Here is a 21,771-nt window from a genome sequence, read left to right as displayed (position 1 = left end):
TTCCATGAGGTATTCGATGAGCGTTCTTTACGTTGCCCCCGGCGCCTGTTCGCTGGCCGCCCACAGCCTGGTCCACGAGCTGGAGCTGCCGATCCAGGTCGAGGTGGTCGCCCTGCGCACCCCCGATTCGCCGATCCACCGCATCAACCCGCTGGGCCGGGTGCCGGCGCTGTCGCTGGACGACGGCACGCTGATCACCGAGAACAGCGCGATCCTGCCGTATCTGGCCGACCTCAAGCCCGAGGCCGGGCTGTTCGCCCCGGCCGGTAGCGCCGAGCGTGCGCAGATCCAGAGCTGGATCGGCTACCTGACCTCCGAGGTGCACGTCGGCGGCTTCCGCCCGCTCAACCGTCCGGAGCGCTACTCGGCCGACGAGGCGGCCCATCCAGGCATCCGCGCCCAGGCTGCCGAGCAGCTGCACCAGGCGCTGGCGCATGTCGATCGCCACCTTGAAGGCCGCCAGTGGCTGGTGGGCGAGCGCTACAGCATCGCCGACGCCTACCTCGGCGTGTTCGCCGGCTGGCTGCCGCGTCTCGGCGAGCGCTTCGCCGATCTGGCCAACCTGGCCCGCGCCCGCGAGGCGTTCCAGTCCCGCCTGGCCACGCAGCAGGCGCTGGCGGCCGAAGGCCAGCGCTAGCCGCCGCGCTGACCCGCGGTCCTCACCCATCCAGCCCGCCGTCACCCCTGTGGCGGCGTTTTTGCTTTTTTCTGCAGGAGATACCGATGATTTACCGCCCACTCGGCAAAACCGACATCCAGGTCAGCGCATTGGCGCTCGGCAGCATGACCTGGGGCGAGCAGAACAGCGAAGCCGAGGGCTTCGCGCAGATCGACCGCGCGCGGGCCGCCGGGATCAACTTCATCGACACCGCGGAGATGTATCCGGTACCGCCGAAGGCGGAAACCGCCGGCGCCACCGAGACCATCATCGGCAACTACTTCAGGCGCCACGGCGGGCGCAGCGACTGGATCGTCGCCAGCAAGGCGGCCGCGCCGGGCAACGGCATCACTCACATCCGCGGCGGGCGCAACCACTTCGACCGCGCCAACCTGGTCGCTGCGGTGGAGGGCAGCCTCAAGCGCCTGCACACCGACTACATCGACCTCTACCAGCTGCACTGGCCGGATCGGCAGACCAACTTCTTCGGCCAGCTCGGCTACCAGCATGACCCCGACGCGCACCTCACCCCCATCGAGGAGACCCTCGAAGTGCTCGACGAGCTGGTCAGGAGCGGCAAGATCCGCCACATCGGCCTGTCCAACGAGACGCCCTGGGGCGTGCACCGCTTCCTGCAGCTGGCCGAGACCCGCGGCTGGCCGCGCCCGGTGTCGATCCAGAACCCCTACAACCTGGTCAACCGCAGCTTCGAGGTGGGCCTGGCGGAAATCGCCATCCGCGAGCAGGTCGGCCTGCTCGCCTACTCGCCGCTGGCCTTCGGCCTGCTGTCCGGCAAGTACGAGAACGGCGACCAGCCGGAGCGGGCGCGGCTGACCCTGTTCGAGCGCTTCCAGCGCTACAACAGCCCGCAGACGCGCAGCGCCGCCAGCGCCTACATCGCCCTGGCCCGCGAGCACGGCGTCGACCCGGCGCAGCTGGCGCTGGCCTGGGTGACCAGCCGGCCATTCGTGACCAGCAACATCATCGGCGCCACCAGCCTCGAGCAGCTGGACAGCAACCTGGCGAGCCTCGAGCTCAAGCTCACTGACGAGCTGCTGGCCGGCATCGAGCGCATCCATACCGAACAGCCCAACCCTGCGCCCTGAGTGATCGCACTTGGCAGCGTCGCCCGGCGCTGCCTCGGCAAGCCCATTGCAGAGCCTCCGCGGGCGGGTTTCGAGCGACAGGAACGGCCATATGCTTAATCGTAAAAGTTATTTAATTTAATTTTTATATTCCCATATAGTCATTTTGCCGCGTACTTATAGGCCAACCGTTGAGCCGCGCATGAATCGGATGGACGCACCACCCGCGTCCCGAATCGAACCCCGCGTTACCCACGCGACCATGCGAATGGAGTCCCTCATGTCTGCGGCCGAAGCCCTGCTGTCCGTTTCCGAAGTCCCCTCCCAGTCCTTCGACGTGCGTCCGCTGGATGCGCCCCTCGGCGCCGAGATCCTCGGCCTCGACCTGTCCCGTCCGCTCAATGCGCAGGACTTCGCCCGGGTCCACCGTGCCCACCTCGATCACGGTCTGTTGGTGTTCCGCGACCAGCACATCACGCCCGAGCAGCACATCGCCTTCAGCCGCCGTTTCGGTGAGTTGCAGATCCATGTGCTCAAGCAGTTCCTGCTCGCCGGCCATCCGGAGATCTTCATCATCTCCAACATCGTCGAGAACGGTCAGCCGATCGGCCTGGGCGATGCCGGCAAGTTCTGGCACTCGGATCTGTCCTACAAGGAGCTGCCCAGTCTCGGCTCGATGCTCTATGCCCAGGAGCTGCCGGAGGAGGGCGGCGACACCCTGTTCGCCAGCCAGCAGCTGGCCTGGGAAACCCTGCCGGCCGAGCTGCGCCAGGCCATCGAAGGCAAGCGCGCCGCGCATTCCTACACCGCGCGCTATGCCGACGAGGTGTTCGCCGGCATCCAGCGCCCGACGCTGACCGCCGCGCAGATCGCCGAGGTCAAGGCGGTGGTCCATCCGGTGGTGCGCACCCACCCGGAAACCGGGCGCAAGGGACTGTTCGTCAACGAGAACTTCACCACCCATATCCTCGACATTCCCGAGGACGAGAGCCGGCAGATCCTCGCCGAGCTGTTCGCCCACAGCGCGCGCCCCGAGTTCGTCTATCGCCACCAGTGGCAGCCCCACGACCTGCTGTTCTGGGACAACCGTGCGCTGATCCACCTGGCCACCGGCTGCCCATCGCACCTGCGCAGGCGCATGCACCGCACCACCATCCAGGGCGACGCGCCGTTCTGATTTCCCGTTTCCAGTGCAGTTCTGCCATAGCCGCCGTGCCCGCCGGGTACGGCCGTGGCTGCACGCATTCGCCATCTTTCAAGGAGTTCGCCATGACCCACAAGAAACGCTTCCCCGGCCTGTCCCGTTTCGGCCGCCTGGCCGGCGGTGTCGGCCTGTCCCTGAGCCTGCTGGCCGGCAGCCTGGCGGTCCCGACCGCCGCCCACGCTGAGGGCGAGATCCGCATCGCCGAGCAGTTCGGCATCGTCTACCTGCTGCTCAACGTGGTGCGCGACCAGCAACTGATCGAGAAGCACGGCAAGGAGGCCGGCCTCGACATCAAGGTCGACTGGACCCAGCTGTCCGGCGGCGCGGCGGTCAACGACGCGCTGCTGTCCGGCTCCATCGACATCGCCGGCGCCGGCATCGGCCCGCTGCTGACCGTATGGGACCGCACCCACGGCAAGCAGAACGTCAAGGGCGTGGCTTCGCTGGGCAACTTCCCGTACTACCTGCTGAGCAACAACCCCAAGGTCAAGACCATCGCCGACTTCACTGACAAGGACCGCATCGCCGTGCCGGCGGTAGGCGTCTCGATCCAGTCGCGCTTCCTGCAGTACGCCGCCGCCAAGCAGTGGGGCGACAAGGAATACAACCGCCTGGACAAGTACACCGTCGCGCTGCCGCACCCGGAGGCCACCTCGGCGCTGACCAGCGGCGCAACCGAGCTGACCGGGCATTTCTCCAACCCGCCGTTCCAGAACCAGGCGCTGGACAACCCCAACGTGCACGTGGTGCTCGACACCTACCAGCTGCTCGGCCCGAACTCGCCGGTGGTGCTGTACACCACCGAGAAGTTCCGCGAGGAAAACCCGAAGACCTACCAGGCCTTCGTCGCCGCGCTGGCCGAGGCCGCCGAGTTCGCCCAGAACGACAAGGCCGCGGCCGCCGACACCTACATCCGCGTGACCAAGGCCAACATCAGCAAGGAAGCCCTGCTGAAGATCATCGACAACGAGCAGTTCCAGTTCAGCGTGACGCCGACCGGCACCTTCCAGCTGGCCGAGTTCCTGCACCGCGTCGGCGCCCTGAAGAACAAGCCGGCCTCCTGGCAGGACTACTTCTTCGCCGATCCGCGCCTGGGCCAGGGGAGCTGATGCGATGAACGCTCCGTTGCCAGGCCACACGGTCAGCAATCTGGACTCCGCGGCGCCCGTGCGGGCGCTGCTGGAGGTGGACAAGGTCAGCCTCGAATACCGCACCCCGCAGCGCGTGGTGCGCGCCACCCACGAGGTCAGCTTCGCGGTCGACCCGGCCGACCGCTTCGTCCTGCTCGGCCCGTCCGGCTGCGGCAAGTCGACCCTGCTCAAGGCGGCGGCCGGTTTCATCGCCCCGAGTGCCGGCGAGATCCGTCTCGACGGCGTGCCGGTCAGCGAGCCGGGCCCGGACCGCATCGTGGTGTTCCAGGAGTTCGACCAGCTGCCGCCGTGGAAGACGGTCAAACAGAACGTGATGTTCCCGCTGCTGGCCTCGCGCACCCTCGGCCGCCAGGAGGCCGAGCAGCGCGCCCTGCACTACCTGGACAAGGTCGGCCTGGCGGCCTTCGCCGACGCCTACCCGCACACCCTGTCCGGCGGCATGAAGGCGCGGGTGGCGATCGCCCGCGCCCTGGCCATGCAGCCGAAGATCCTGCTGATGGACGAGCCGTTCGCCGCGCTCGACGCGCTGACCCGGCGCAAGATGCAGGAGGAGCTGCTGGCGCTGTGGGAGGAGGTGCGCTTCACCCTGCTGTTCGTCACCCACTCCATCGAGGAGGCGCTGGTGGTCGGCAACCGCATCCTGCTGCTGTCGCCGCACCCGGGGCGGGTGCGCGCCGAGGTGCACAGCCACCAGTTCGGCCTGCACAGCCTGGGCGGCGTGGCCTTCCAGCAGACCGCGCAGCGTATCCATCGCCTGCTGTTCGACGAGCAGCCGGATCAGGTGCCGCTGGATCTGCGCTTCCAGGACATCCGTCTGTCCTGCTGACTTCTCGCACCCTCCGTTACAGGAAATCCGCCATGAGCCTTCCATCATCGCCGGTGCGCCGGGAAGAATACGAAATCGACCTGCCGCCGCTGACCGACGCGCCGCTGGAGCGCGAGCTGCCGCTGGCCACCCGCCTGTGGCAACAGGGCTGGCTGCGCAAGGGCCTGATCCTGCTGCTGCTCGCGCTGGTCTGGGAGCTGGCCGCGCGTTACCAGGGCAACGACCTGCTGCTGCCGAGCTTCCTGCAGACCGCCCGCGCCTTCGCCGAGGGCGTCGCCAGCGGCGAGCTGCTGGAAAAGGTGGCCATCTCGCTGGGCGTGCTGCTCAAGGGCTACCTGCTCGGCATCGTGCTGGCCTTCGCCCTCACCACCCTGGCGGTGTCGACCCAACTGGGCCGCGACCTGCTGTCCACCCTGACCGCGATGTTCAACCCGCTGCCGGCCATCGCCCTGCTGCCGCTGGCGCTGCTCTGGTTCGGCCTGGGCGAGGGCAGCCTGATCTTCGTGCTGGTGCACTCGGTGCTGTGGGCGCTGGCGCTCAACACCTACGCCGGCTTTCTCGGCGTCGCCGAATCCCAGCGCATGGCCGGGCGCAACTACGGCCTGCGCGGCCTGCGCTTCGTCGCCCTGATCCTGATCCCGGCGGCGCTGCCGTCGATTCTCTCCGGCCTCAAGGTCGGCTGGGCCTTCGCCTGGCGCACCCTGATCGCCGCCGAGCTGGTGTTCGGCGCCAGCTCCGGGCAGGGTGGCCTCGGTTGGTACATCTTCCAGAACCGCAACGAGCTGTACACCGACAAGGTGTTCGCCGGCCTGGCCGTGGTCATCCTGATCGGCCTGCTGGTGGAGAACCTGGTGTTCAGTCTTATCGAGCGGGTTACCGTCAAGCGCTGGGGCATGCAGCGCTGACAACCCGCGCCGTTCAATTCATGTAGTCGCAACAGGAGCTTTGCAGATGGGCAAGATCGTCTTCATCACCGGCGCCACCTCCGGTTTCGGCCGCGCCGCGGCGCGGCGTTTCGCTGCCGACGGCTGGGCGCTGGTGCTCACCGGGCGCCGCCTGGAACGCCTGCAGGCATTGCAGGACGAGCTGGCCCGCCAGGTGCCGGTGCACATCGCCGCGCTGGACGTGCGCGACGCCGAGGCGGTGCAGCAGGTGGTCTCCGGGCTGCCGGAAGGCTTCCGCCAGGTGCACGCGCTGATCAACAACGCCGGCCTGGCGCTTGCGCCGCAGGCCGCGCAGAGCGTCGATCTGGCCGACTGGCACACCATGATCGACACCAACATCAAGGGCCTGGTCAACGTCACCCACGCGCTGCTGCCGACCCTGATCGCCAGCGGCCGCGGCGCCAGCATCGTCAACCTCGGCTCGGTCGCCGGCCAGTGGCCCTACCCGGGCAGCCACGTCTACGGCGGGACCAAGGCCTTCGTCCAGCAGTTCAGCTACAACCTGCGCTGCGACCTGCAGGGCACCGGCGTGCGGGTCACCGACATCGCCCCGGGCATGGCCGAAACCGAGTTCACCCTGGTGCGCACCAAGGGCGACCAGGCGGCCTCGGATCGCCTGTACCGAGGCACCGAGCCGCTGTCCGCCGAGGACATCGCCGAGCAGATCTTCTACGTCGCGACCCTGCCGGAGCACATCAACATCAACCGCCTGGAGGTCATGCCGACCCGCCAGGCCTGGTCGCCGTTCGCCGTGGATCGCGACTGATAGTCCGGTTGCCCGGCCGCCGTGGCCGGGCAACCCTTGCTGCCTTCCCATTCACGGATCAGCCGCGCAGGAGCGCCATGAAAAAGAACGTCTTCGTCTTCAGCCGCCTCAGCCCCGAGCATCAGCAGCGCCTGCGGCAGAACTTCAACGTCACTGTGCTCGACCCGGCCGGCGACATCGACGCCCAGTATGCCGCGGCGCTGCCCGAAGCCCACGGCCTGCTCGGCGTCGGCCGGCCGTTCGGCCGCGCCCAGCTGGCACAGGCCGAGCAGCTGGAAGTCATCTCGACCATCTCGGTGGGCTACGACAACTACGACCTCGCCTATCTGAACGAGCGCGGCATCCTGCTCGCCAACACCCCGGACGTGCTCACCGAAACCACCGCCGACCTCGGCTTCACCCTGCTGATGGCGGCGGCGCGGCGGGTGCCGGAGCTGGACGCCTGGGTCAAGGCCGGCCACTGGCAGGCGCCGGTGGGACCGGCGCAGTTCGGCTGCGACGTGCACGGCAAGACCCTGGGCATCCTGGGCCTCGGCAACATCGGCGCGGCCATCGCCCGACGCGGCCGCTTCGGTTTCAACATGGAGGTGCTGTACAGCGGCAACAGCCGCAAGCCGCAACTGGAACAGGAACTGGACGCGCGCTACTGCGGCTTCGACGAGCTGCTCGGCGCGGCCGACTTCGTGGTGCTGGTGGTGCCGCTCAGCGAGCAGACCCGCCACCTGATCGGCCGCCGCGAGCTGGCGCTGATGAAGCCGGGCGCCATCCTGGTCAACGTCGCCCGCGGCCCGGTGGTGGACGAGGCGGCGCTGATCGAGGCGCTGCAGAACGGCCAGCTGCGCGCCGCCGGCCTCGACGTCTACGAGAAGGAACCGCTGCGCCAGTCGCCGCTGTTCGCCCTGCCCAACGTGGTGACCCTGCCGCACGTGGGCTCGGCGACCCACGAGACGCGCCAGGCGATGGCCGAGCTGGCGCTGGACAACCTGGAACGCGCGCTGCTCGGCGGCACGCCGCGGCACGTGGTCAATCCGCAGGTGCGGGTAGGGTAGGGCGCTTTCGTCCCCGTCCCCGCCCGTGGCCATGGGCGGGGACTTCCTCGGGTTGTACTGATCTCGTCCCCCGCGCTACTCTCGACGCCTGCCATCGGCATATACAAAGGGACTTGGCGCCATGGTGCATAACCTGCCTTCACCACCATCACTCTTGTCAAAGCTGCGTCTCAGAGCGGTTTTCCGTTTCTCTGGCGGAGTTTTATCCACCAGTCCCGCTCGGGGTGTTATGCACCAGTTGGTGCCTATTTATAGTTATTCAACAATATCCACCATTGGCTCACGGAAACTGTAAATGACAAGGAATCCGGCTGGACGAAAAGCGAAAAATCAGCTAATACGCTGTAGGCGCTCCTGGCGGGGCATAACGAAGTTAATGCCCCGCCAGGAGCGCCTACAGCGGTGGAAAAGCCGTTTTTCGATTTTCCGTTCGCCCGAGCATCCATTGCATTTACAGCTCTGCTTCGCAGAGCGGTGTGTATTGTCGAATAACTACTCGCCGGAGCACACACCCACGCTGCGCGTGGGCGGTGCTCAGCTCGAACCTTGTTAGAGCGCACATGCCTGAACAACGAAATCATTGCTCATACTGCAACGTGGTTAACAAGGTTTGTTTTTGGGGGCCGCGCCCTGAAGCCACCTGGAAACGACCTGTTCTTATTTTGTGCGCTCTGCCATTCGCCTTCGGTATCCCTGCTTTGTTGTGGCATTTCTGGGGCCGTCCTGACAGCGTATTGCTTTGGTTATTGGGCATCCCATTATTCCTGCTCGCCATCCTCGGCCTGCTTGTTGGTGTTAATGGGTGCAGTGCTTGTGTCTCTCGGCTTTTCGGGGAGCTCTAACATGGCGCTCAACCTCGCTCCCTTCGGTCGCTGGACTCGCCAAAGCTGCGCTTTGGCGAGCCGGTTAGCTCTACGTTATGCATTAAAGGACAACACATGATTCCCATTCAGGAAATTCAGATTTCAACCAGTGGCAATGCGTTGCACACAATCCACATTATTCAGCCCAGCCAAAGCACAACCTTTGGTGCGGAAGTGATCGTTTACGATCCTCAGTTCAATACCAGCTACTCATCGCTAGTGCCAATTAGTGGGAGCTTTCCCACTGCATCGGATGCTTTTGAGGCTGCGTTCAAATGGGTCAATGGTTGGCTTCAGGCAAAGAGCCAGACAGCATCTAAAATCAACAATCCGTGCAATTGCGAGTTCTTGTCTGCAACTGACCAAGAGTCTATCATCCGGCAGTGCGGTATTCAGATAACTGTTGAAGTTAATGCATAACAAGTCCGTCAACCGGGCCGTCAAAAAGCTGCGCTTTTTGTCGTCCGGTTACGTCCAGCGTTATGGGTACGCGTACATACGGAGTTCGCAAATTATGAGCCAGGCACTACTATTCCTTTCTCATATCCATGAAGAAAAAGACCTTGCTGCAATTATAAAGTCAGCCATAGAAAACGAGTTCGCTGGATTTGTTGAGGTTTTTGTATCCTCTGACGGAGTAAGCATCCCTGCAGGCGCAAATTTTTTAAAAAGAATAGAAGACGGATTGGTAAATTGTATAGGCGCACTATATTTAATAAGTCCAAACTCAATAAATCGCAACTGGATAAATTTTGAGCTTGGTGCGATATGGATAAGAAACGCAATCAGTATTCGCGCCTCAGAGCCTGAAATTCCATTACTACCTCTATGCCACTCGGGTATTGCGCCAAGCGAATTACCTCAGCCCGCCAATAATCTCAATGCAATAATTGCCAGCCAATCGTCTCAATTGGAGTTCGCATTCCGATCAATTCAAAGCGCGGTTGGCGGCAAAGGCACACTTCGAACAGACTTTGATTCTTTAGCGCAAGAAGTCATACAGTTCGAACGAAAGTATACGCTGATCAAGAGCATCGGGGAGGTACTGAGGTTATTAGAATTAAACAACGAGGAATTCAAGAGCTTCTGCCTGCAGGAGCCACGACATCCAATCGTAACGATTGCCCCAAGCTATGTATCAGCTGAAACCATAAAGGCACTAAAAATATATGAAAGCAAGCTTAATGGCTCCTTCTCCATTGCCGTAAACGCCGAGTCGGGGCTGGCTTTTAACAAAGAGACTGGCGAGACAGGACAGCAGGCTACAATTACTTTAAATAGAGCAGCCGTTATTGAAGCAATGTCCCCATAACAAATGGTATGTGGACTCTCCCCGCAAGTAGTGAGCAACCCTGTTCCAACCCTGTCGTCAGTGCGGTTGCATTCGTATATCCGGCCTTCGCTGGGCGTTACCGTCCGGGCCACGCTGTAGTTCGCGCAACGGGGCCAAGCGTTCAATCGATCACGGGGATCATGATTGTTATCGGCCTTGTTCCGTTGCAGGACTCGCCTGTTCCGACAGTGTCGCTGTTCACCACAACCACAAGAAAACCTGCTCCTGCCTACTCCGGCCCGCCGTCAGGCGGGCTTGCTGCTCTGCCAGTCGCCGCAGAAGCGCCGCTCGTGACACCACACTGCCCAGCAGATCCGTACCAGCTTGTTTGCCAGCGCCACCGCGGCCTTGTTGTGGCCGATCCGCGCGGCGGTTTCCACCGCCCAGCGTTGCAGGCGGGTCAGGCGTTCCGGCGTATTGGCCTGGCAACGCTGCGCCGCCAGCAGGGCCGCTCGCGCGCCGTGGATCAGCAGGGTGCATACGTGGCGAAGACACGCAATCGAGGTCTTCGCCCCTGTACTTTCCGGGTCAGGGCTTTACCAGCCGAACTCGCCCTCGGCAGCGATGGCCTCCAGCGCCAGGCGCGGGCTGGGTGTCTCGCGGGCCTGCAGGGCCTCGGGCAGGCTGGTGGCGTCGCCGCGCTTGCCGACGGCGACCATGGCCTGGACCTCGTAGCCGTCCGGGATCTTCAGCTCGCGGCGCGCCAGTTCCTTGTCGAAGCCGGTCATGGCGTGGGTGTGCCAGCCGGCCAGGTGCGCCTGCAGGGCGAAGAAGCCCCAGGCCGCGCCGGTGTCGAAGGCGTGCGAGGGGGCGGGTTGTTCCTCGCTCTTGCCCGGCGGCACGAAGGTGGTTTTCGAGACGATCACCAGCAGCGCCGAGGCGTGCTGCGCCCAGCCGCGGTTGAACTCGATCAGCAAGCTCAGGTAGCGCTGCCAGTCGGCGCTGTCGCGGCGCGCGTAGAGGAAGCGCCAGGGCTGCGAGTTGTAGGCCGAGGGCGCCCAGCGCGCGGCCTCGATGAAGCCGAGCAGGGTGGCCTCGGGGATGCTCTCGCCGGTGAAGGCGCGTGGCGACCAGCGTTCGAGGAACTGGGCATCGACGGCGTGGGTAGCGACGCGGGGGTTATTGCTCATGGGGTCTCCTTGGTGGGTTAAGCCCGGATCGTACAGGGGGCCTGGGTGTGTTGCCTTTATCGGCGCGTCGTGCCCATGGCAATCGCCGGAACGCCCGAGTTCCTCAGGGTACGCCGCTTCATGCCGGTTCTCCCTGGCGGAGCGGGGTGGCGGACGGGACATGGCGTTGAGCGGCCGCCGGGTGGCGCGCCGGCAGGCGGTCGCCTTCGCCGAACAGCTTGTGGCGCAGGCTGCCCTCGGCGTAGGCGGTCTTGTACGAGCCGCGGCTCTGCAGCTCGGGGATCACCAGGTCGATGAAGTCCTCGTAGCTTTCCGGGGTGACGGTGCGCGACAGGTTGAAGCCGTCGACGCCGACGTCGTTGGCCCAGGATTCCAGCTCGTCGGCGACGTAGTTGGCGTCGCCGACCAGGGTCGGGTAGCGGCTGCCGAGGCGGAAGCGTTCGAGCAGCTTGCGCCGGGTCAGGGCGTTGGCCTGGGCGGTCTGCGCCGCCGACTCGATGGCGTTGCCGCCGCGGTAGTCGATCGGCTCGTCGAGGCCGTAGCGGGCGAAGTCGACGTTGACGCTGCTGGCGAAGTGGGCGAGGCCGGCTTCGGCGCTGGCGTAGTGCCAGTAGTCGTCGAACTTCTCCTGCGCCTCGCGCCGGGTCTGGCCGACCACCGCGGCGATGCCGACGAAGATCTTCAGGTCCTCCGGCCGGCGTCCGGCGGCCACCGCCTGGGCGCGCAGCTCCTGCACCACCTTGCGGGTGGCGGCCTTGTCCTGGGCGCTGATGAAGATCGCCTCGGCATGCCGGGCGGCGAACTGCTGGCCGCGCGGCGAGGTGCCGGCCTGGAACAGCAGCGGCGTGCGCTGGATTGACGGCTCGCACAGGTGGTAGCCGTCGAGCTGGTAGTACGGCCCCTGGTGCCGGATGCGGTGCACTTTCGCCGGGTCGGCGAACACCCGCGCGGCCTTGTCGCGGCGCACCGCGCCGTCCTCCCAGCTGCCTTCCCAGAGCTTGTAGACCAGCTCCAGGTAGTCTTCGGCGCGCTCGTAGCGCTGGTCGTGGGCGGTCAGGCCGTCCAGGCCCATGGCTTTGGCGCCGCTCTCCAGGTAGCCGGTGACGATGTTCCAGCCGATGCGCCCGCGGGTCAGGTGATCCAGCGTCGACATGCGCCGGGCGAACAGGTAGGGCGGCTCGTAGCTGAGGTTGGAGGTGATGCTGAAGCCCAGGTGCCGGGTCGCCGCGGCCATCGCCGAGACCAGCAGCAGCGGGTCGTTGACCGGCAGCTGGATCGACTCGCGCAGGGTCAGGTCGATGGAGCGCTGGTAGACGTCGTAGACGCCGATGATGTCGGCGATGAACAGGCCGTCGAACAGCCCGCGCTCCAGGGTTTTGGCCAGCTCGGTCCAGTACTCGAGGGTGTTGTAGTCGACCGAGTTGTCGCGCGGGTGGGTCCACAGGCCGTGGTTGATGTGGCCGACGCAGTTCATGTTGAACGCGTTGAGCAGGATCTGCTTCTTCGCCATGGTCAGAGCGCTCCGTGCCGCGGGGGCAGCGTGTCGTTGAGGTAGTAGTTGCCGATGGCGTGGAACTTCCAGCGCACCGGGTCGTGCAGGGTGTGGGTGCGCGCGTTGCGCCAGAAGCGGTCGAGGTTGTGCTCGGCGAGGCTGGCGCCGCTGCCGCCCAGCTCGAACAGCTTCGAGCCGGCCTTGAGGGCGATTTCGGTGGTCAGCACGCGGGCCTCGGCCACCGCCACGGAGGCAGCGGCCACGCTGCGCTCGTCCGGCGCCGCCTGGCTGGCGTCGAGCACCCTTCCTGCGCGGCGCAGCAGCGCCTCGGCGGCGCTCAGGCGCACCGAGAGCTCGCCGACCCGCTCGATCAGCAGCGGATCGTCGCTGGCGCGCGCCACTCCGGAGTCGATCCAGGCCCGGCTGTGCTGGCGCACGAAGTCGAGGGCGGCGGCGTAGGCACCCTTGGCGATACCGAGGTCGAGGGCGGCGTGGATGATCTGCGCCAGCGGGCCGATGGTGGTCGGGCGGTCGAACGACGCGGTGAACGGCACCACCCAGTCGTCCTGCACCGGCACGTCGGCGAAGATCACCGAACCGCTGCCGGTGACGCGCTGGCCGAAGCCGTCCCAGTCGTCGACCACGGTGACGCCGTAGCTCTGCCGCGGCACGAACACCAGCCAGCCGCTGCCCTCGTCGTCGACCGCCAGGGTGGGGATCCAGTGGGCGAACAGCGAGCCGGTGCAGTAGTACTTGCGCCCGTCGATGCGTAGCCGTCCCTCGGCGTCGCGCGACAGCCGGGTGCGACGCTTGAAGTCCTTGTGGCCGATCTCCGCCAGGGCGTTGCCGAAGCGCTGGCCCTGCAGCGCCTGGGCGTAGAAGAAGCGCTTCTGCGCCTTGCTGCCGCCGACGCGCAGCACCTCCAGCGAGTAGAAGTGGTTCTGCGGGATGTGGGCGATGGAGCTGTCGGCGGCGGCGAGGATCGCCGTCACCTCGGCGAGGGTGACGTTGGACACGCCGGCGCCGCCGTACTCCTTCGGCACGCTGATGCCCCACAGGCCGCTGCGCGAGAAGCGCTCGACTTCTTCCCAGGGCAAGCGTCGCTGGCGGTCGCGCTCGGCGGCGCCGGCGGCGAATTCGGCGGCCAGCTCGCGTGCCACGGCGATGGCCTCGGCGTCGTCGCGGAGGATGGCGACGCTGCCGCTGGGCGGGCTGACGTAGGGCGTGGCGATGGTCTCGAAATGGGTCATGTCAGCCTCCTCAGTTCCACTGGTGACGTTTGGGCAGCACGCCGTTGAGGGCGTAGTTGCCGAGCAGGTGGTACTTCCAGCGCACCGGATCGTGCAGGGTGTGGGTGCGCGCGTTGCGCCAGTGGCGGTCGAGGTTGTGCTCGCTGCGGGTGGCTGCGGTGCCGGCCAGCTCGAACAGCTTCTCGCTGGCCTCCAGGGCGATCTCGGTGGTGAGGATCTTCGCCGCGGCGATGGCCAGCGAGGCCTCGGCGCTGGACTCGGCGGTGACCGGCGCGGCCGCGATGCGGTCGAGGGTCGCGGCGGTCTCGCGCAGCACTTCGTTGGCGGCGTGCAGGTCGATCTGCAGGCGGCCGACCGCCTGGATGATGTAGGGGTCGTCGCTGGCGCGCTCGCCGCCGAAGTCGGTCCATGGTCGCGAGCGCTCGCGCACGAAGCGCAGGGTGTCGTCGATGGCGGCCTGGGCGATGCCGGCGTCGATGGCCGCCTGGATCAGCTGCGAAGCCGGCCCGCTGAGGCCCGGGCGGTCGATCAGCTGCCAGGCCGGCAGCACGTCCTCGGGGGCGATGGCCACCGCGGCGAAGTGCACGGTGCCGCTGGCGGTGGTGCGCTGGCCGATGCCCGACCAGTCGTCGACCACCTGCACGCCCTCGGCGTGGCGCGGGGCGAACACCAGCACGGTGCGGCCCTGCTCGTCCTCGGCGCGGCTGGGAATCCAGTGGGCGAACAGCGCTCCGGTGGAGTAGAAGCGCGTGCCGGAGAGGCGCAGGCTGCCGTCCTCGCGGTGCAGGCGGGTGGTCTGCGCCAGCATGCTGGCGGTGCCGCGCGCCGGACCAGCGTTGCCGAAGCGCTCGCCGGCCAGGATGCGACCGTACAGGCGCTGTTTCTGTTCGTCGCTGGCCAGCTCGTGCACGGCGAACAGCACGCCGAACTGGTTCTGCGGGATCTGCCCGAGCGCCGGGTCGGCGGCGCACAGCAGGCGGAACACCTCGGCAATGGTGACGAAGGAGGCGCCGGCGCCACCGTAGGCCTTCGGCACGGCGATGCCGCCCAGGCCGCTGGCGGTGTAGTGGTCCAGCTCGTCCCAGGGCAGGCGGCGCTCGCGGTCGCGCTCGGCGGCGCCGCTAGCGAATTCGACTGCCAGGGCCTGGGCGACCTCGATGGCTTCGGCATCGCTGTGGATCACCCGCACCTGGCTCGGATCGAGCGGCAGCGGGCGCGGATCGCGGGAGCGGGGCGCAGCCGGCCCCGGCGCCGCGCTGGCGCGGCGTTGAAGATTTTCGGACATGGGGTACTCCTGCCGGGTGGCCGCCAGCGGCGGCGCCCGGGCGTCGAATGGGTTACTTGCGTTTGTTGAGGGCGTGGGCGAGGCGGTCGCCGCCGAACTGGATCAGGGTCACCAGCAGCACCAGCAGGACGATCACGGTGACCATCACCTGGGTGTCGAAGCGCTGGTAGCCGTAGCGGTAGGCCAGGTCGCCGAGGCCGCCGGCACCGATGGCGCCGGCTACCGCCGAGGCGTTGATCATGCTCACCAGGGTGATGGTGAAGCCGGCGACGATGCCCGGCCGCGCCTCGGGCAGCAGCACGTGCCAGACGATGTGCCAGCGCCGGCAGCCCATGGCCTGCGCCGCCTCGATCAGGCCGCGGTCCACCTCGCGCAGGCTGACCTCGGCGATGCGCGCGAAGAACGGTATGCAGGCCACGGTCAGCGGCACCACCGCCGCCCACACGCCGTAGCTGGTGCCGACGATCAGGCGGGTGAAGGGGATCAGCGCCACCATCAGGATCAGGAAGGGGATCGAGCGCAGCACGTTGACCACGCTGCCGATGGCACCGTTGGCCCAGCGCGCCTCGAAGATGCCGCCGCGTGCGCTGGTGACCAGGAACAGCGCCAGCGGGATGCCGAGCAGCAGGGTGATCAGCGACGAGACGCCGATCATCAGCAGGGTGTCGAGGGTGCCCTGCAGCAGGCGGTCAAGCAGCAGCGACATAGCCGAGCCCTCCCACGTGATCGGCCAGGCCCCTGGCCCGTTCGAGGATTGCCGCCTGCGGCTCGTGCGAGCGAACGCCGACCAGCAGGTGGCCGAGGGCGCGGCCCTGGATGCGGTCGATGCCACCGTGCACCAGGCGCGTCTGCGCGCCCAGCGTCTGGCCGATGGCCAGCAGGTCCGGCTCGCGCAGGCTGGCGCCGGTGAAGTGCAGATCGAGCAGGAACAGGCTGTGCTCGCCCTGCGGCTGCGGGCGGATGCGCCCGACCAGGTCTTCAGGCAGGTCGTGCTGGCGGGTACCGAGCAGGGTGCGGGTGACCTCGTGCTGCGGATTGCCGAATACCTGCCACACCGGGCCTTCCTCGACGATGCGGCCGCGCTCGAGCACCACCACGCGGTGGCAGATCTCGTGGATCACCTCCATCTCGTGGGTGATCAGCACGATGGTCAGGCCGAGTCGGCGGTTGATGTCGCGCAGCAGGGCGAGGATCGCCTGGGTACTCTCCGGGTCGAGCGCCGAGGTGGCCTCGTCGCACAGCAGGATCTGCGGCTCGTGGACCAGCGCGCGGGCGATGCCGACGCGCTGCTTCTGCCCGCCGGACAGCTGTGCCGGGTAGATGTCGCGCTTATCACTGAGACCGACCAGTTGCAGCAGTTCGCTGACCCGCTGCTCGATCTCGAAGGGCCGCTTGCCGGCGACCCGCAGTGGCAGCGCGACGTTTTCCCAGACGGTCTTCGCCGACATCAGGTTGAAGTGCTGGAAGATCATGCCGACCCTCCGGCGCAGGGAGACAAGTTGGTCTTCGTCCAGGCTGCCGATGTCGACGCCGTCGATGCGCACCCGGCCGCCAGTCGGCCGCTCCAGACGGTTGAGGGTGCGAATCAGCGACGATTTGCCGGCGCCGCTGCGTCCGATGATCCCGAAGATCTCGCCGCGGCGGATGTTCAGATCGATGTCGTCGAGTGCCTGCACCACGCCCTGGCCGCCGGTGTAGGTCTTGCTCAGCCCTTCAAGGCGGATGTGACTGATGGCCTGCTCGATGTCGGATTCGTAGCGGCTCATGGCATCAGTTCTCCCAACCCGGCGAGTAGAGCTTGCCCTGGGTGCGGTCGAGGGCCGCGCGGACCACCGGCGAGTTCTGGTAGACCTTGATGAAACTGTGCAGACGCTCGTCGTTCTGGCCTTCCGCACGGGTCACGAACTGGATGGCATAGATCTTCTGCTCCTGGCCGTCGAAGATCAGCGCGCTTTCCGGGTCGATGGTGCCGGCCAGGCGCAGGTAGTGCGGCATGCCCTGGGCCAGATCGACGTCGTCCAGGGTGCGCGCCAACTGCACTGCTTCCAGCTCGATGATCTGCAGCTTCTTCGGATTGTCGACGATGTCGGCCACGGTGGTCTGGTAGCCGGTGCCGGGCTTCAGCTTGATCAGCCCGGCCTTCTCCAGCAGCTGCAGGCCGCGCGCGCCGTTGACCGCGTCGCCGGCGATGGCCACCTTGGCACCTTCAGGCAGCTCGGCCAGGCTCTTGTACTTCTTCGAGTACAGGCCGACGTTGTTGATCACCCCGGGGGCGACCGCCTTGAGGTCGAAGCCGCCTTCCTTGTTGGCGTTGGTCAGGAAGGGGATGTGCTGGAAATAGTTGGCGTCGATGTCGCCGTGGGCCAGGGTGACGTTGGGCGTCTTCCAGTCGCTGAACTCGACCAGCTCGACCTTGACGCCCTGCTTGGCGGCTTCCTCGGCGGCGACTTCCAGCACCGGCACGAAGGCGGCGGTGGTGCCGAGTTTCAGCGGCTGGTCGCTGGCGGCGTGGGCGACGCCCAGTGCCGAAGTGGCGGCGGCCGCCAGGGTCAGCGACTTCAGCCACTTGCTGACGGCGCGGGAAAGGGAAGTTGGCTTGGACATATAGGACTCCTGAATCCGGATTCGCATTGATTTGGCGAGCGCTTGATGCGCCGTGAATTCCACAGGAGCAAGTTGGATGCCAGTTCTTCGATGGCGCGTCGAATATGAGGTTCGGCATTGCTTTTAAATACTCCGCTGTTGGAGTTTTCGCTGAACTGTTTGCCAACTGTTGTCTGGCAGACAGTTTTCCAGATCAACAGAGCCTGCATTCCTGAGCGGCTGAGCGTGAACTTCAAATGCCGGGAGATTTCCGGCTGCAGGCGCAGTTGAAAGCACTGCTGGATATTCAACAGTTCGTGCGGGTGACTGTTGGCATTTGCGCAGCTTCGCCCGATTGCAATGATTTTTCCTCCATGAATCAGCGGGTTGAAGCTGTTTGATGGGCTGGCACAGCTATTGCTGAGCACTTGGCATTCGATTCGGGCTGAATTCAGCCAAGCGTGCCAAGGAAAAAACAGATGAGCGTAAACATCAGTCGCAGATCGGCCCTCAGAACCCTCGCCCTGTTCGGCGGCGCCGGCGCCGCCAGTCTTGTCCTGCCCGGATGCTGGGAAAAGGAGGGCGCCAAGAGCGCCGCCGCCCCCGCCGTGGTGAAGAGCGTCGGCGACAAGGTGGTGGAGTTCAAATACCCGGATAACCCGTCGTTCGACCTGATCTATCTGGCCGAGGAACTGGGTTATTTCGAGGGCACCCTGGCGCGGCCGAAATATGTCGGCAAGATTGCCGCGCCGCAGCTGATCCCGCTGGTCGGTACCGGCGAGATCGACTTCGGCATGCGCATGGTGCCGCTGGTGATTTCCGCGATCGCCAGCGGCCTGGACCTCAAGGTGGTGTCCGCCGGTGGCAAGACCCTGGAAGAGGCGCCGCACATGAAGTACTTCGTGCGCAAGGACTCCGGCATCCGCACGCCCAAGGACCTCGAGGGCAAGACCATCGGCTTCAACAGCTTCGGCGCCTGCGCCGAGTTCGTCACCAAGACCTACCTGCGCCAGCACGGCGTCGACGTCGACAAGATCAACTGGCTGGTGGTGCCGGACAACCAGGGCGAGCAGACGGTGGAAACCGGCAACATCGACCTGGCGATCATCCATCCGCCGCATTCCGGCGGCGCCGAGCAGAACCCGGCGCTGCTGCGCCTGTGGAGCGACTATGACCTCGACCGCGGCCTGGGTGGCATGGCGCCGTACAGCGCGCACGGCCGGTTCATCCGCGAGCATCCCGAGGCGACCCGCGATGTGGTGCGGGCCATCGCCCGCGCCGGCAACTGGGTCAATGCCAATCCGGAGGAGGCGCGCAAGATCACCGCCAGACGCATCGGCATGGACCTCGGCAAGGTGGAGCGCTACGCCTACGTGGAGAACCTGGTGGTCACCGAGCCGCCGATCCAGTACTACATCGACATCCTCGAGAACGAGGGCAAGATCCCGCGCGGCAAGGTGCAGGTGAAGGACGTCTACACCAACGAGTTCAACCCCTTCGCCGGCCAGAAGGCCTGAGGTGCGCAGCGTGAGCGGCAAGATCGTGGCGCGCGACCTGCGCATGGAGTTCAGCACCAGGAACGAACACGGCCAGGCCGAGCGGGTGGTCGCCCTGCAGGACTTCGATCTGGAGATCCGCGAGGGCGAGTTCCTCTCGGTGCTCGGTCCCTCGGGCTGCGGCAAGTCGACCTTCCTCAGCATCCTCGCCGGGCTGGCCGACAAGAGCGGTGGCAGCATCCACATCGACGGCCGGCCCCTGCAGGGCATCAACGCCAACCAGGGCGTGGTGTTCCAGGGCTATGCGCTGTTTCCCTGGCGCACCGTGCTGGAAAACATCGAGGTGGGTCTAGAGATCCGCGGCGTCGGCAAGGCCGAGCGCCGCGAGCGGGCCCGCGAGTACCTGGAGCTGGTCGGGCTGCACGGCTTCGGCGCGCGCTACCCGCACGAGATTTCCGGCGGCATGAAGCAGCGGGTGGCCATCGCCCGTTCGCTGGTCTACGAGCCGGACGTCCTGCTGATGGACGAGCCGTTCGCCGCGCTGGACGCACAGACCCGCGAGATCCTCCAGGGCGAGCTGCTGCGCATCTGGGATCAGCGCAAGAAGACCATCGTGTTCATCACCCACAGCCTCGACGAGGCGATCTTCCTCTCCGACCGCATCGCGGTGATGACCCACCGCCCAGGCCGGGTCAAGGAGATCATCGAGGTGCCGCTGGCGCGGCCGCGATTGGCCGAAGTGCGCAACTCCGAGGAATTCGTGCACCTGCGCCAGCGCGCCTGGGAGGTGCTCAAGGACGAGGTGCGCTTCGCCTCGGCGCCGGTGCCGGCGCCGACCTCGATACGCGCGGCCGACTGGCCGGCCAGCGCGCAGACCGCCGAGATCAAGGGGTAGTCATGAAACTTTCGCTGAATCTGGCCGGGCTGTTCGAGCGCAGCCTGGGCGTCCTCGTCTTCGTGCTGCTCTGGGAGCTGCTGCCGCGCCTGGGGCTGGTCAATCCGGGCTACCTCAGTCCGCCGTCGGCGGTGCTGCAGGCAATCTGGGAGCTGGCGCACAACGGCGCGCTGCTCAAGCATCTGGCGGCCAGCCTGCAGCGCTCGCTGGCCGGCCTGCTGCTGGCCATCGCCAGCGGGGTGAGCCTGGGCCTCTTGATGGGCTGGTTCGCCCGCCTGGAGGCCTTCGTCGACCCATTGCTGCAGTTCTTCCGGCAGACCTCGGCGCTGGCGCTGTTCCCGGTGTTCATCCTGTTCTTCGGCATCGGCGAGCTGTCCAAGGTGGCGATCATCTTCTGGGCTTCGTTCTGGCCGATCCTGCTCAGCTCCATCAGCGGGGTGAAGCAGGTCGACAAGCTGCTGATCGACTCGGCCCGCTCGATGGGCGCCTCGCGCGGCTTCCTGTTCGCCAGGGTGGTGCTGCCGGCGGCCGCGCCGTCGATCTTCACCGGCATCCGCCTGGCCGGCGCCTACTGCGTCACCGCGCTGGTGGCGGCGGAGATGATCGGCGCGCACTCCGGACTGGGCTTTCTGACCATCAACTCGCAGGAAGTCTTCCAGGTGCCGAGCATGTACGCCGGGATCCTGCTGCTGGCGCTGGTCGGCCTGTTGCTCAACCTCATCCTCGCGCTGATCGAGCGGCGCCTGACCCGCTGGCGCAAGGGACTGAGCCACAATGCCTGAGCTGCTGTTGCCGGCCTACCTGGGCGAGTTGCGCCCGTTGCGCGAGGCCGAGCCGCCCCGTCAGCCGCTGCCCCCTGGCGTGCGGCTGACGCTAGTAGTAGTGGCGGCCGGGCTGATCCTGGCCGCCTTGCTCGGTGGCAACTGGCCCAGCGCCTGGTGGGCGCCGCATCCCGCTGACCTGCCGCCGGGGCCACTGCTGGCGCAGGCTCAGGAACGCGGCAAGCTGCTGGTCGGGGTGCGTGAGTATCAGCGGCCGGCGCTCCCCGGCGCGCCGGTGCAGGCCGAACCGGATCTCGTCGATGCAGCGCTGGCCAGGACTCTTGGCGATTACCTGAACCTGCCGGTCGAGCTGGTCGGCCTGCCACCCGCGCAGCGCGAGGTGGCGCTGGTCGAGGGGCGGGTCGATCTGCTGATCGCTGGTAGCACAACACGACCGGCGCTGGGCACCCATCTGGTCCTGCCAGCGTCGGCGCGTCACGACGAGGGGGCGCTGCTGGTCCTGCGCGGCCGGCCTCTTTCGGCCGGAGCACCGCTGCGTGGGCGCAGCGTGTGCCTGGCCGAGGGCAGTCCCTACCACCAAGAACTGACCAGAGAACACGGCGCCGAAGCGCACAGCTATCCATCGGCGGTGCAGGCCATCGCCGCCTTCCAGGCCGGCGAGTGCGCCGTGCTGGCGGAGGAGGCCAGCCTGGTCGCCTGGCTGTTGCAGCAACCCGACTGGCGCTTCTACCGGCGCTTACCCATCACCCTGCGCGCTGCGGACGGCGGCCATGTGCGCCTGCCTGCCAGCGAGCCGCAGAGCCGTGCCTGGCTGGCCGCCGCGCTGGCCGACTGGCGGCGACGCGGCGGCCAGGATGCCGCACTGGCGCACTGGATAGGCGAGCTGAGCGTCGACGTGCTCAAGCTTGAACAGGGGCTGATCTGCCACTGACCTGATCTGCCGATGAAATGTCCCGAACCACGACCAATAGAGTCCATC

General features: G+C 66.3%; 22 protein-coding genes and 1 pseudogene. 14 read left to right on the top strand and 9 right to left on the bottom strand.

The genetic code is table 11. From position 1 onward, the window contains the following. Positions 1-16 precede the first annotated feature (16 nt). The 10 genes from SK095_RS06595 to SK095_RS06550 all read left to right on the top strand — a co-directional run bounded on the left by SK095_RS06595 (position 17) and on the right by SK095_RS06550 (position 9,858). A complete protein-coding gene (locus tag SK095_RS06595) occupies positions 17-637 on the top strand; it encodes a glutathione S-transferase C-terminal domain-containing protein (RefSeq protein ID WP_320548338.1) in 621 nt (206 codons plus the stop codon). Between the two features lie 86 nt (positions 638-723). Next, positions 724-1,764 (top strand): NADP(H)-dependent aldo-keto reductase, encoded by a 1,041-nt coding sequence (locus tag SK095_RS06590; RefSeq protein WP_320548337.1) that lies wholly within the window; start codon positions 724-726, stop codon positions 1,762-1,764. Positions 1,765-2,023: 259 nt separating this feature from the next. Continuing rightward, positions 2,024-2,920: a TauD/TfdA family dioxygenase gene (locus SK095_RS06585; protein WP_320548336.1), complete on the top strand. Its 897-nt coding sequence runs from the start codon at positions 2,024-2,026 to the stop codon at positions 2,918-2,920. A gap of 92 nt (positions 2,921-3,012) precedes the next feature. Continuing rightward, positions 3,013-4,056 (top strand): ABC transporter substrate-binding protein, encoded by a 1,044-nt coding sequence (locus tag SK095_RS06580; protein ID WP_320548335.1) that lies wholly within the window; start codon positions 3,013-3,015, stop codon positions 4,054-4,056. Positions 4,057-4,060: 4 nt separating this feature from the next. Next, a complete protein-coding gene (locus SK095_RS06575) occupies positions 4,061-4,924 on the top strand; it encodes an ABC transporter ATP-binding protein (RefSeq protein ID WP_320548334.1) in 864 nt (287 codons plus the stop codon). Between the two features lie 32 nt (positions 4,925-4,956). Next, positions 4,957-5,829, top strand: coding sequence for an ABC transporter permease (locus tag SK095_RS06570; protein WP_320548333.1), 873 nt, complete (start codon positions 4,957-4,959; stop codon positions 5,827-5,829). Positions 5,830-5,875: 46 nt separating this feature from the next. Further along, on the top strand, positions 5,876-6,634 hold the full coding sequence (locus SK095_RS06565) for an SDR family NAD(P)-dependent oxidoreductase (RefSeq protein WP_320548332.1): 759 nt from the start codon (positions 5,876-5,878) through the stop codon (positions 6,632-6,634). A gap of 77 nt (positions 6,635-6,711) precedes the next feature. Further along, entirely contained in the window at positions 6,712-7,683 is a 972-nt protein-coding gene (locus tag SK095_RS06560) for a D-glycerate dehydrogenase (RefSeq protein ID WP_320548331.1), read from the top strand. Positions 7,684-8,621: 938 nt separating this feature from the next. Then, positions 8,622-8,966: a hypothetical protein gene (locus SK095_RS06555; protein WP_320548330.1), complete on the top strand. Its 345-nt coding sequence runs from the start codon at positions 8,622-8,624 to the stop codon at positions 8,964-8,966. 94 nt (positions 8,967-9,060) lie between these two features. Then, a complete protein-coding gene (locus SK095_RS06550; RefSeq protein WP_320548329.1) occupies positions 9,061-9,858 on the top strand; it encodes a toll/interleukin-1 receptor domain-containing protein in 798 nt (265 codons plus the stop codon). 266 nt (positions 9,859-10,124) lie between these two features. Here the strand turns inward: SK095_RS06550 and SK095_RS06545 are convergent. The 9 genes and pseudogenes from SK095_RS06545 to SK095_RS06505 form a co-directional block, all read right to left on the bottom strand. Continuing rightward, positions 10,125-10,364 (bottom strand): annotated as a pseudogene (locus SK095_RS06545) (IS110 family transposase); the annotation flags it as partial. Between the two features lie 51 nt (positions 10,365-10,415). Beyond that, entirely contained in the window at positions 10,416-11,009 is a 594-nt protein-coding gene (locus tag SK095_RS06540; protein WP_320548328.1) for a nitroreductase family protein, read from the bottom strand. A 118-nt stretch (positions 11,010-11,127) separates the two neighbouring features. After that, positions 11,128-12,519, bottom strand: coding sequence for an LLM class flavin-dependent oxidoreductase (locus SK095_RS06535; RefSeq protein ID WP_320548327.1), 1,392 nt, complete (start codon positions 12,517-12,519; stop codon positions 11,128-11,130). A gap of 2 nt (positions 12,520-12,521) precedes the next feature. Next, positions 12,522-13,751 (bottom strand): SfnB family sulfur acquisition oxidoreductase, encoded by a 1,230-nt coding sequence (locus SK095_RS06530; RefSeq protein WP_320548326.1) that lies wholly within the window; start codon positions 13,749-13,751, stop codon positions 12,522-12,524. 10 nt (positions 13,752-13,761) lie between these two features. Beyond that, on the bottom strand, positions 13,762-15,036 hold the full coding sequence (locus tag SK095_RS06525) for an SfnB family sulfur acquisition oxidoreductase (protein WP_320548325.1): 1,275 nt from the start codon (positions 15,034-15,036) through the stop codon (positions 13,762-13,764). A gap of 52 nt (positions 15,037-15,088) precedes the next feature. Further along, a complete protein-coding gene (locus SK095_RS06520; RefSeq protein ID WP_320548324.1) occupies positions 15,089-15,742 on the bottom strand; it encodes a methionine ABC transporter permease in 654 nt (217 codons plus the stop codon). Further along, on the bottom strand, positions 15,726-16,802 hold the full coding sequence (locus tag SK095_RS06515; protein WP_320548323.1) for a methionine ABC transporter ATP-binding protein: 1,077 nt from the start codon (positions 16,800-16,802) through the stop codon (positions 15,726-15,728). The genes SK095_RS06520 and SK095_RS06515 overlap by 17 nt, the downstream gene beginning before the upstream one ends. A 4-nt stretch (positions 16,803-16,806) precedes the next feature. Continuing rightward, on the bottom strand, positions 16,807-17,640 hold the full coding sequence (locus SK095_RS06510) for a MetQ/NlpA family ABC transporter substrate-binding protein (protein ID WP_320548322.1): 834 nt from the start codon (positions 17,638-17,640) through the stop codon (positions 16,807-16,809). Then, positions 17,595-18,047, bottom strand: a complete 453-nt coding sequence (locus SK095_RS06505; RefSeq protein WP_320548321.1) for a hypothetical protein — start codon at positions 18,045-18,047, stop codon at positions 17,595-17,597. The genes SK095_RS06510 and SK095_RS06505 overlap by 46 nt, the downstream gene beginning before the upstream one ends. Before the next feature lie 51 nt (positions 18,048-18,098). Here SK095_RS06505 and SK095_RS06500 point away from each other — a divergent pair, with 51 nt between their 5' ends. From SK095_RS06500 to SK095_RS06485, 4 genes are read left to right on the top strand one after another with little or no spacing between them, the layout of a single operon-like run. Continuing rightward, positions 18,099-19,136: an ABC transporter substrate-binding protein gene (locus SK095_RS06500; RefSeq protein ID WP_320548320.1), complete on the top strand. Its 1,038-nt coding sequence runs from the start codon at positions 18,099-18,101 to the stop codon at positions 19,134-19,136. Positions 19,137-19,146: 10 nt separating this feature from the next. Then, the gene (locus tag SK095_RS06495) at positions 19,147-20,010 is read left to right on the top strand and encodes an ABC transporter ATP-binding protein (protein ID WP_320548319.1); all 864 of its coding nucleotides are present in this window, start codon (positions 19,147-19,149) and stop codon (positions 20,008-20,010) included. A gap of 2 nt (positions 20,011-20,012) precedes the next feature. Then, on the top strand, positions 20,013-20,792 hold the full coding sequence (locus SK095_RS06490) for an ABC transporter permease (protein WP_320548318.1): 780 nt from the start codon (positions 20,013-20,015) through the stop codon (positions 20,790-20,792). Next, positions 20,785-21,723 (top strand): transporter substrate-binding domain-containing protein, encoded by a 939-nt coding sequence (locus SK095_RS06485; RefSeq protein WP_320548317.1) that lies wholly within the window; start codon positions 20,785-20,787, stop codon positions 21,721-21,723. Before SK095_RS06490 ends, SK095_RS06485 begins: the two co-directional genes overlap by 8 nt. The last annotated feature ends 48 nt before the right edge of the window (positions 21,724-21,771 follow it).

The organism is Pseudomonas sp. AN-1 (genome assembly GCF_034057115.1).
Classification (GTDB): domain Bacteria; phylum Pseudomonadota; class Gammaproteobacteria; order Pseudomonadales; family Pseudomonadaceae; genus Geopseudomonas.
The sequence above is the reverse complement of the archived record's forward strand: the minus strand, read 5'-3'. Positions and strand labels throughout refer to the sequence as shown.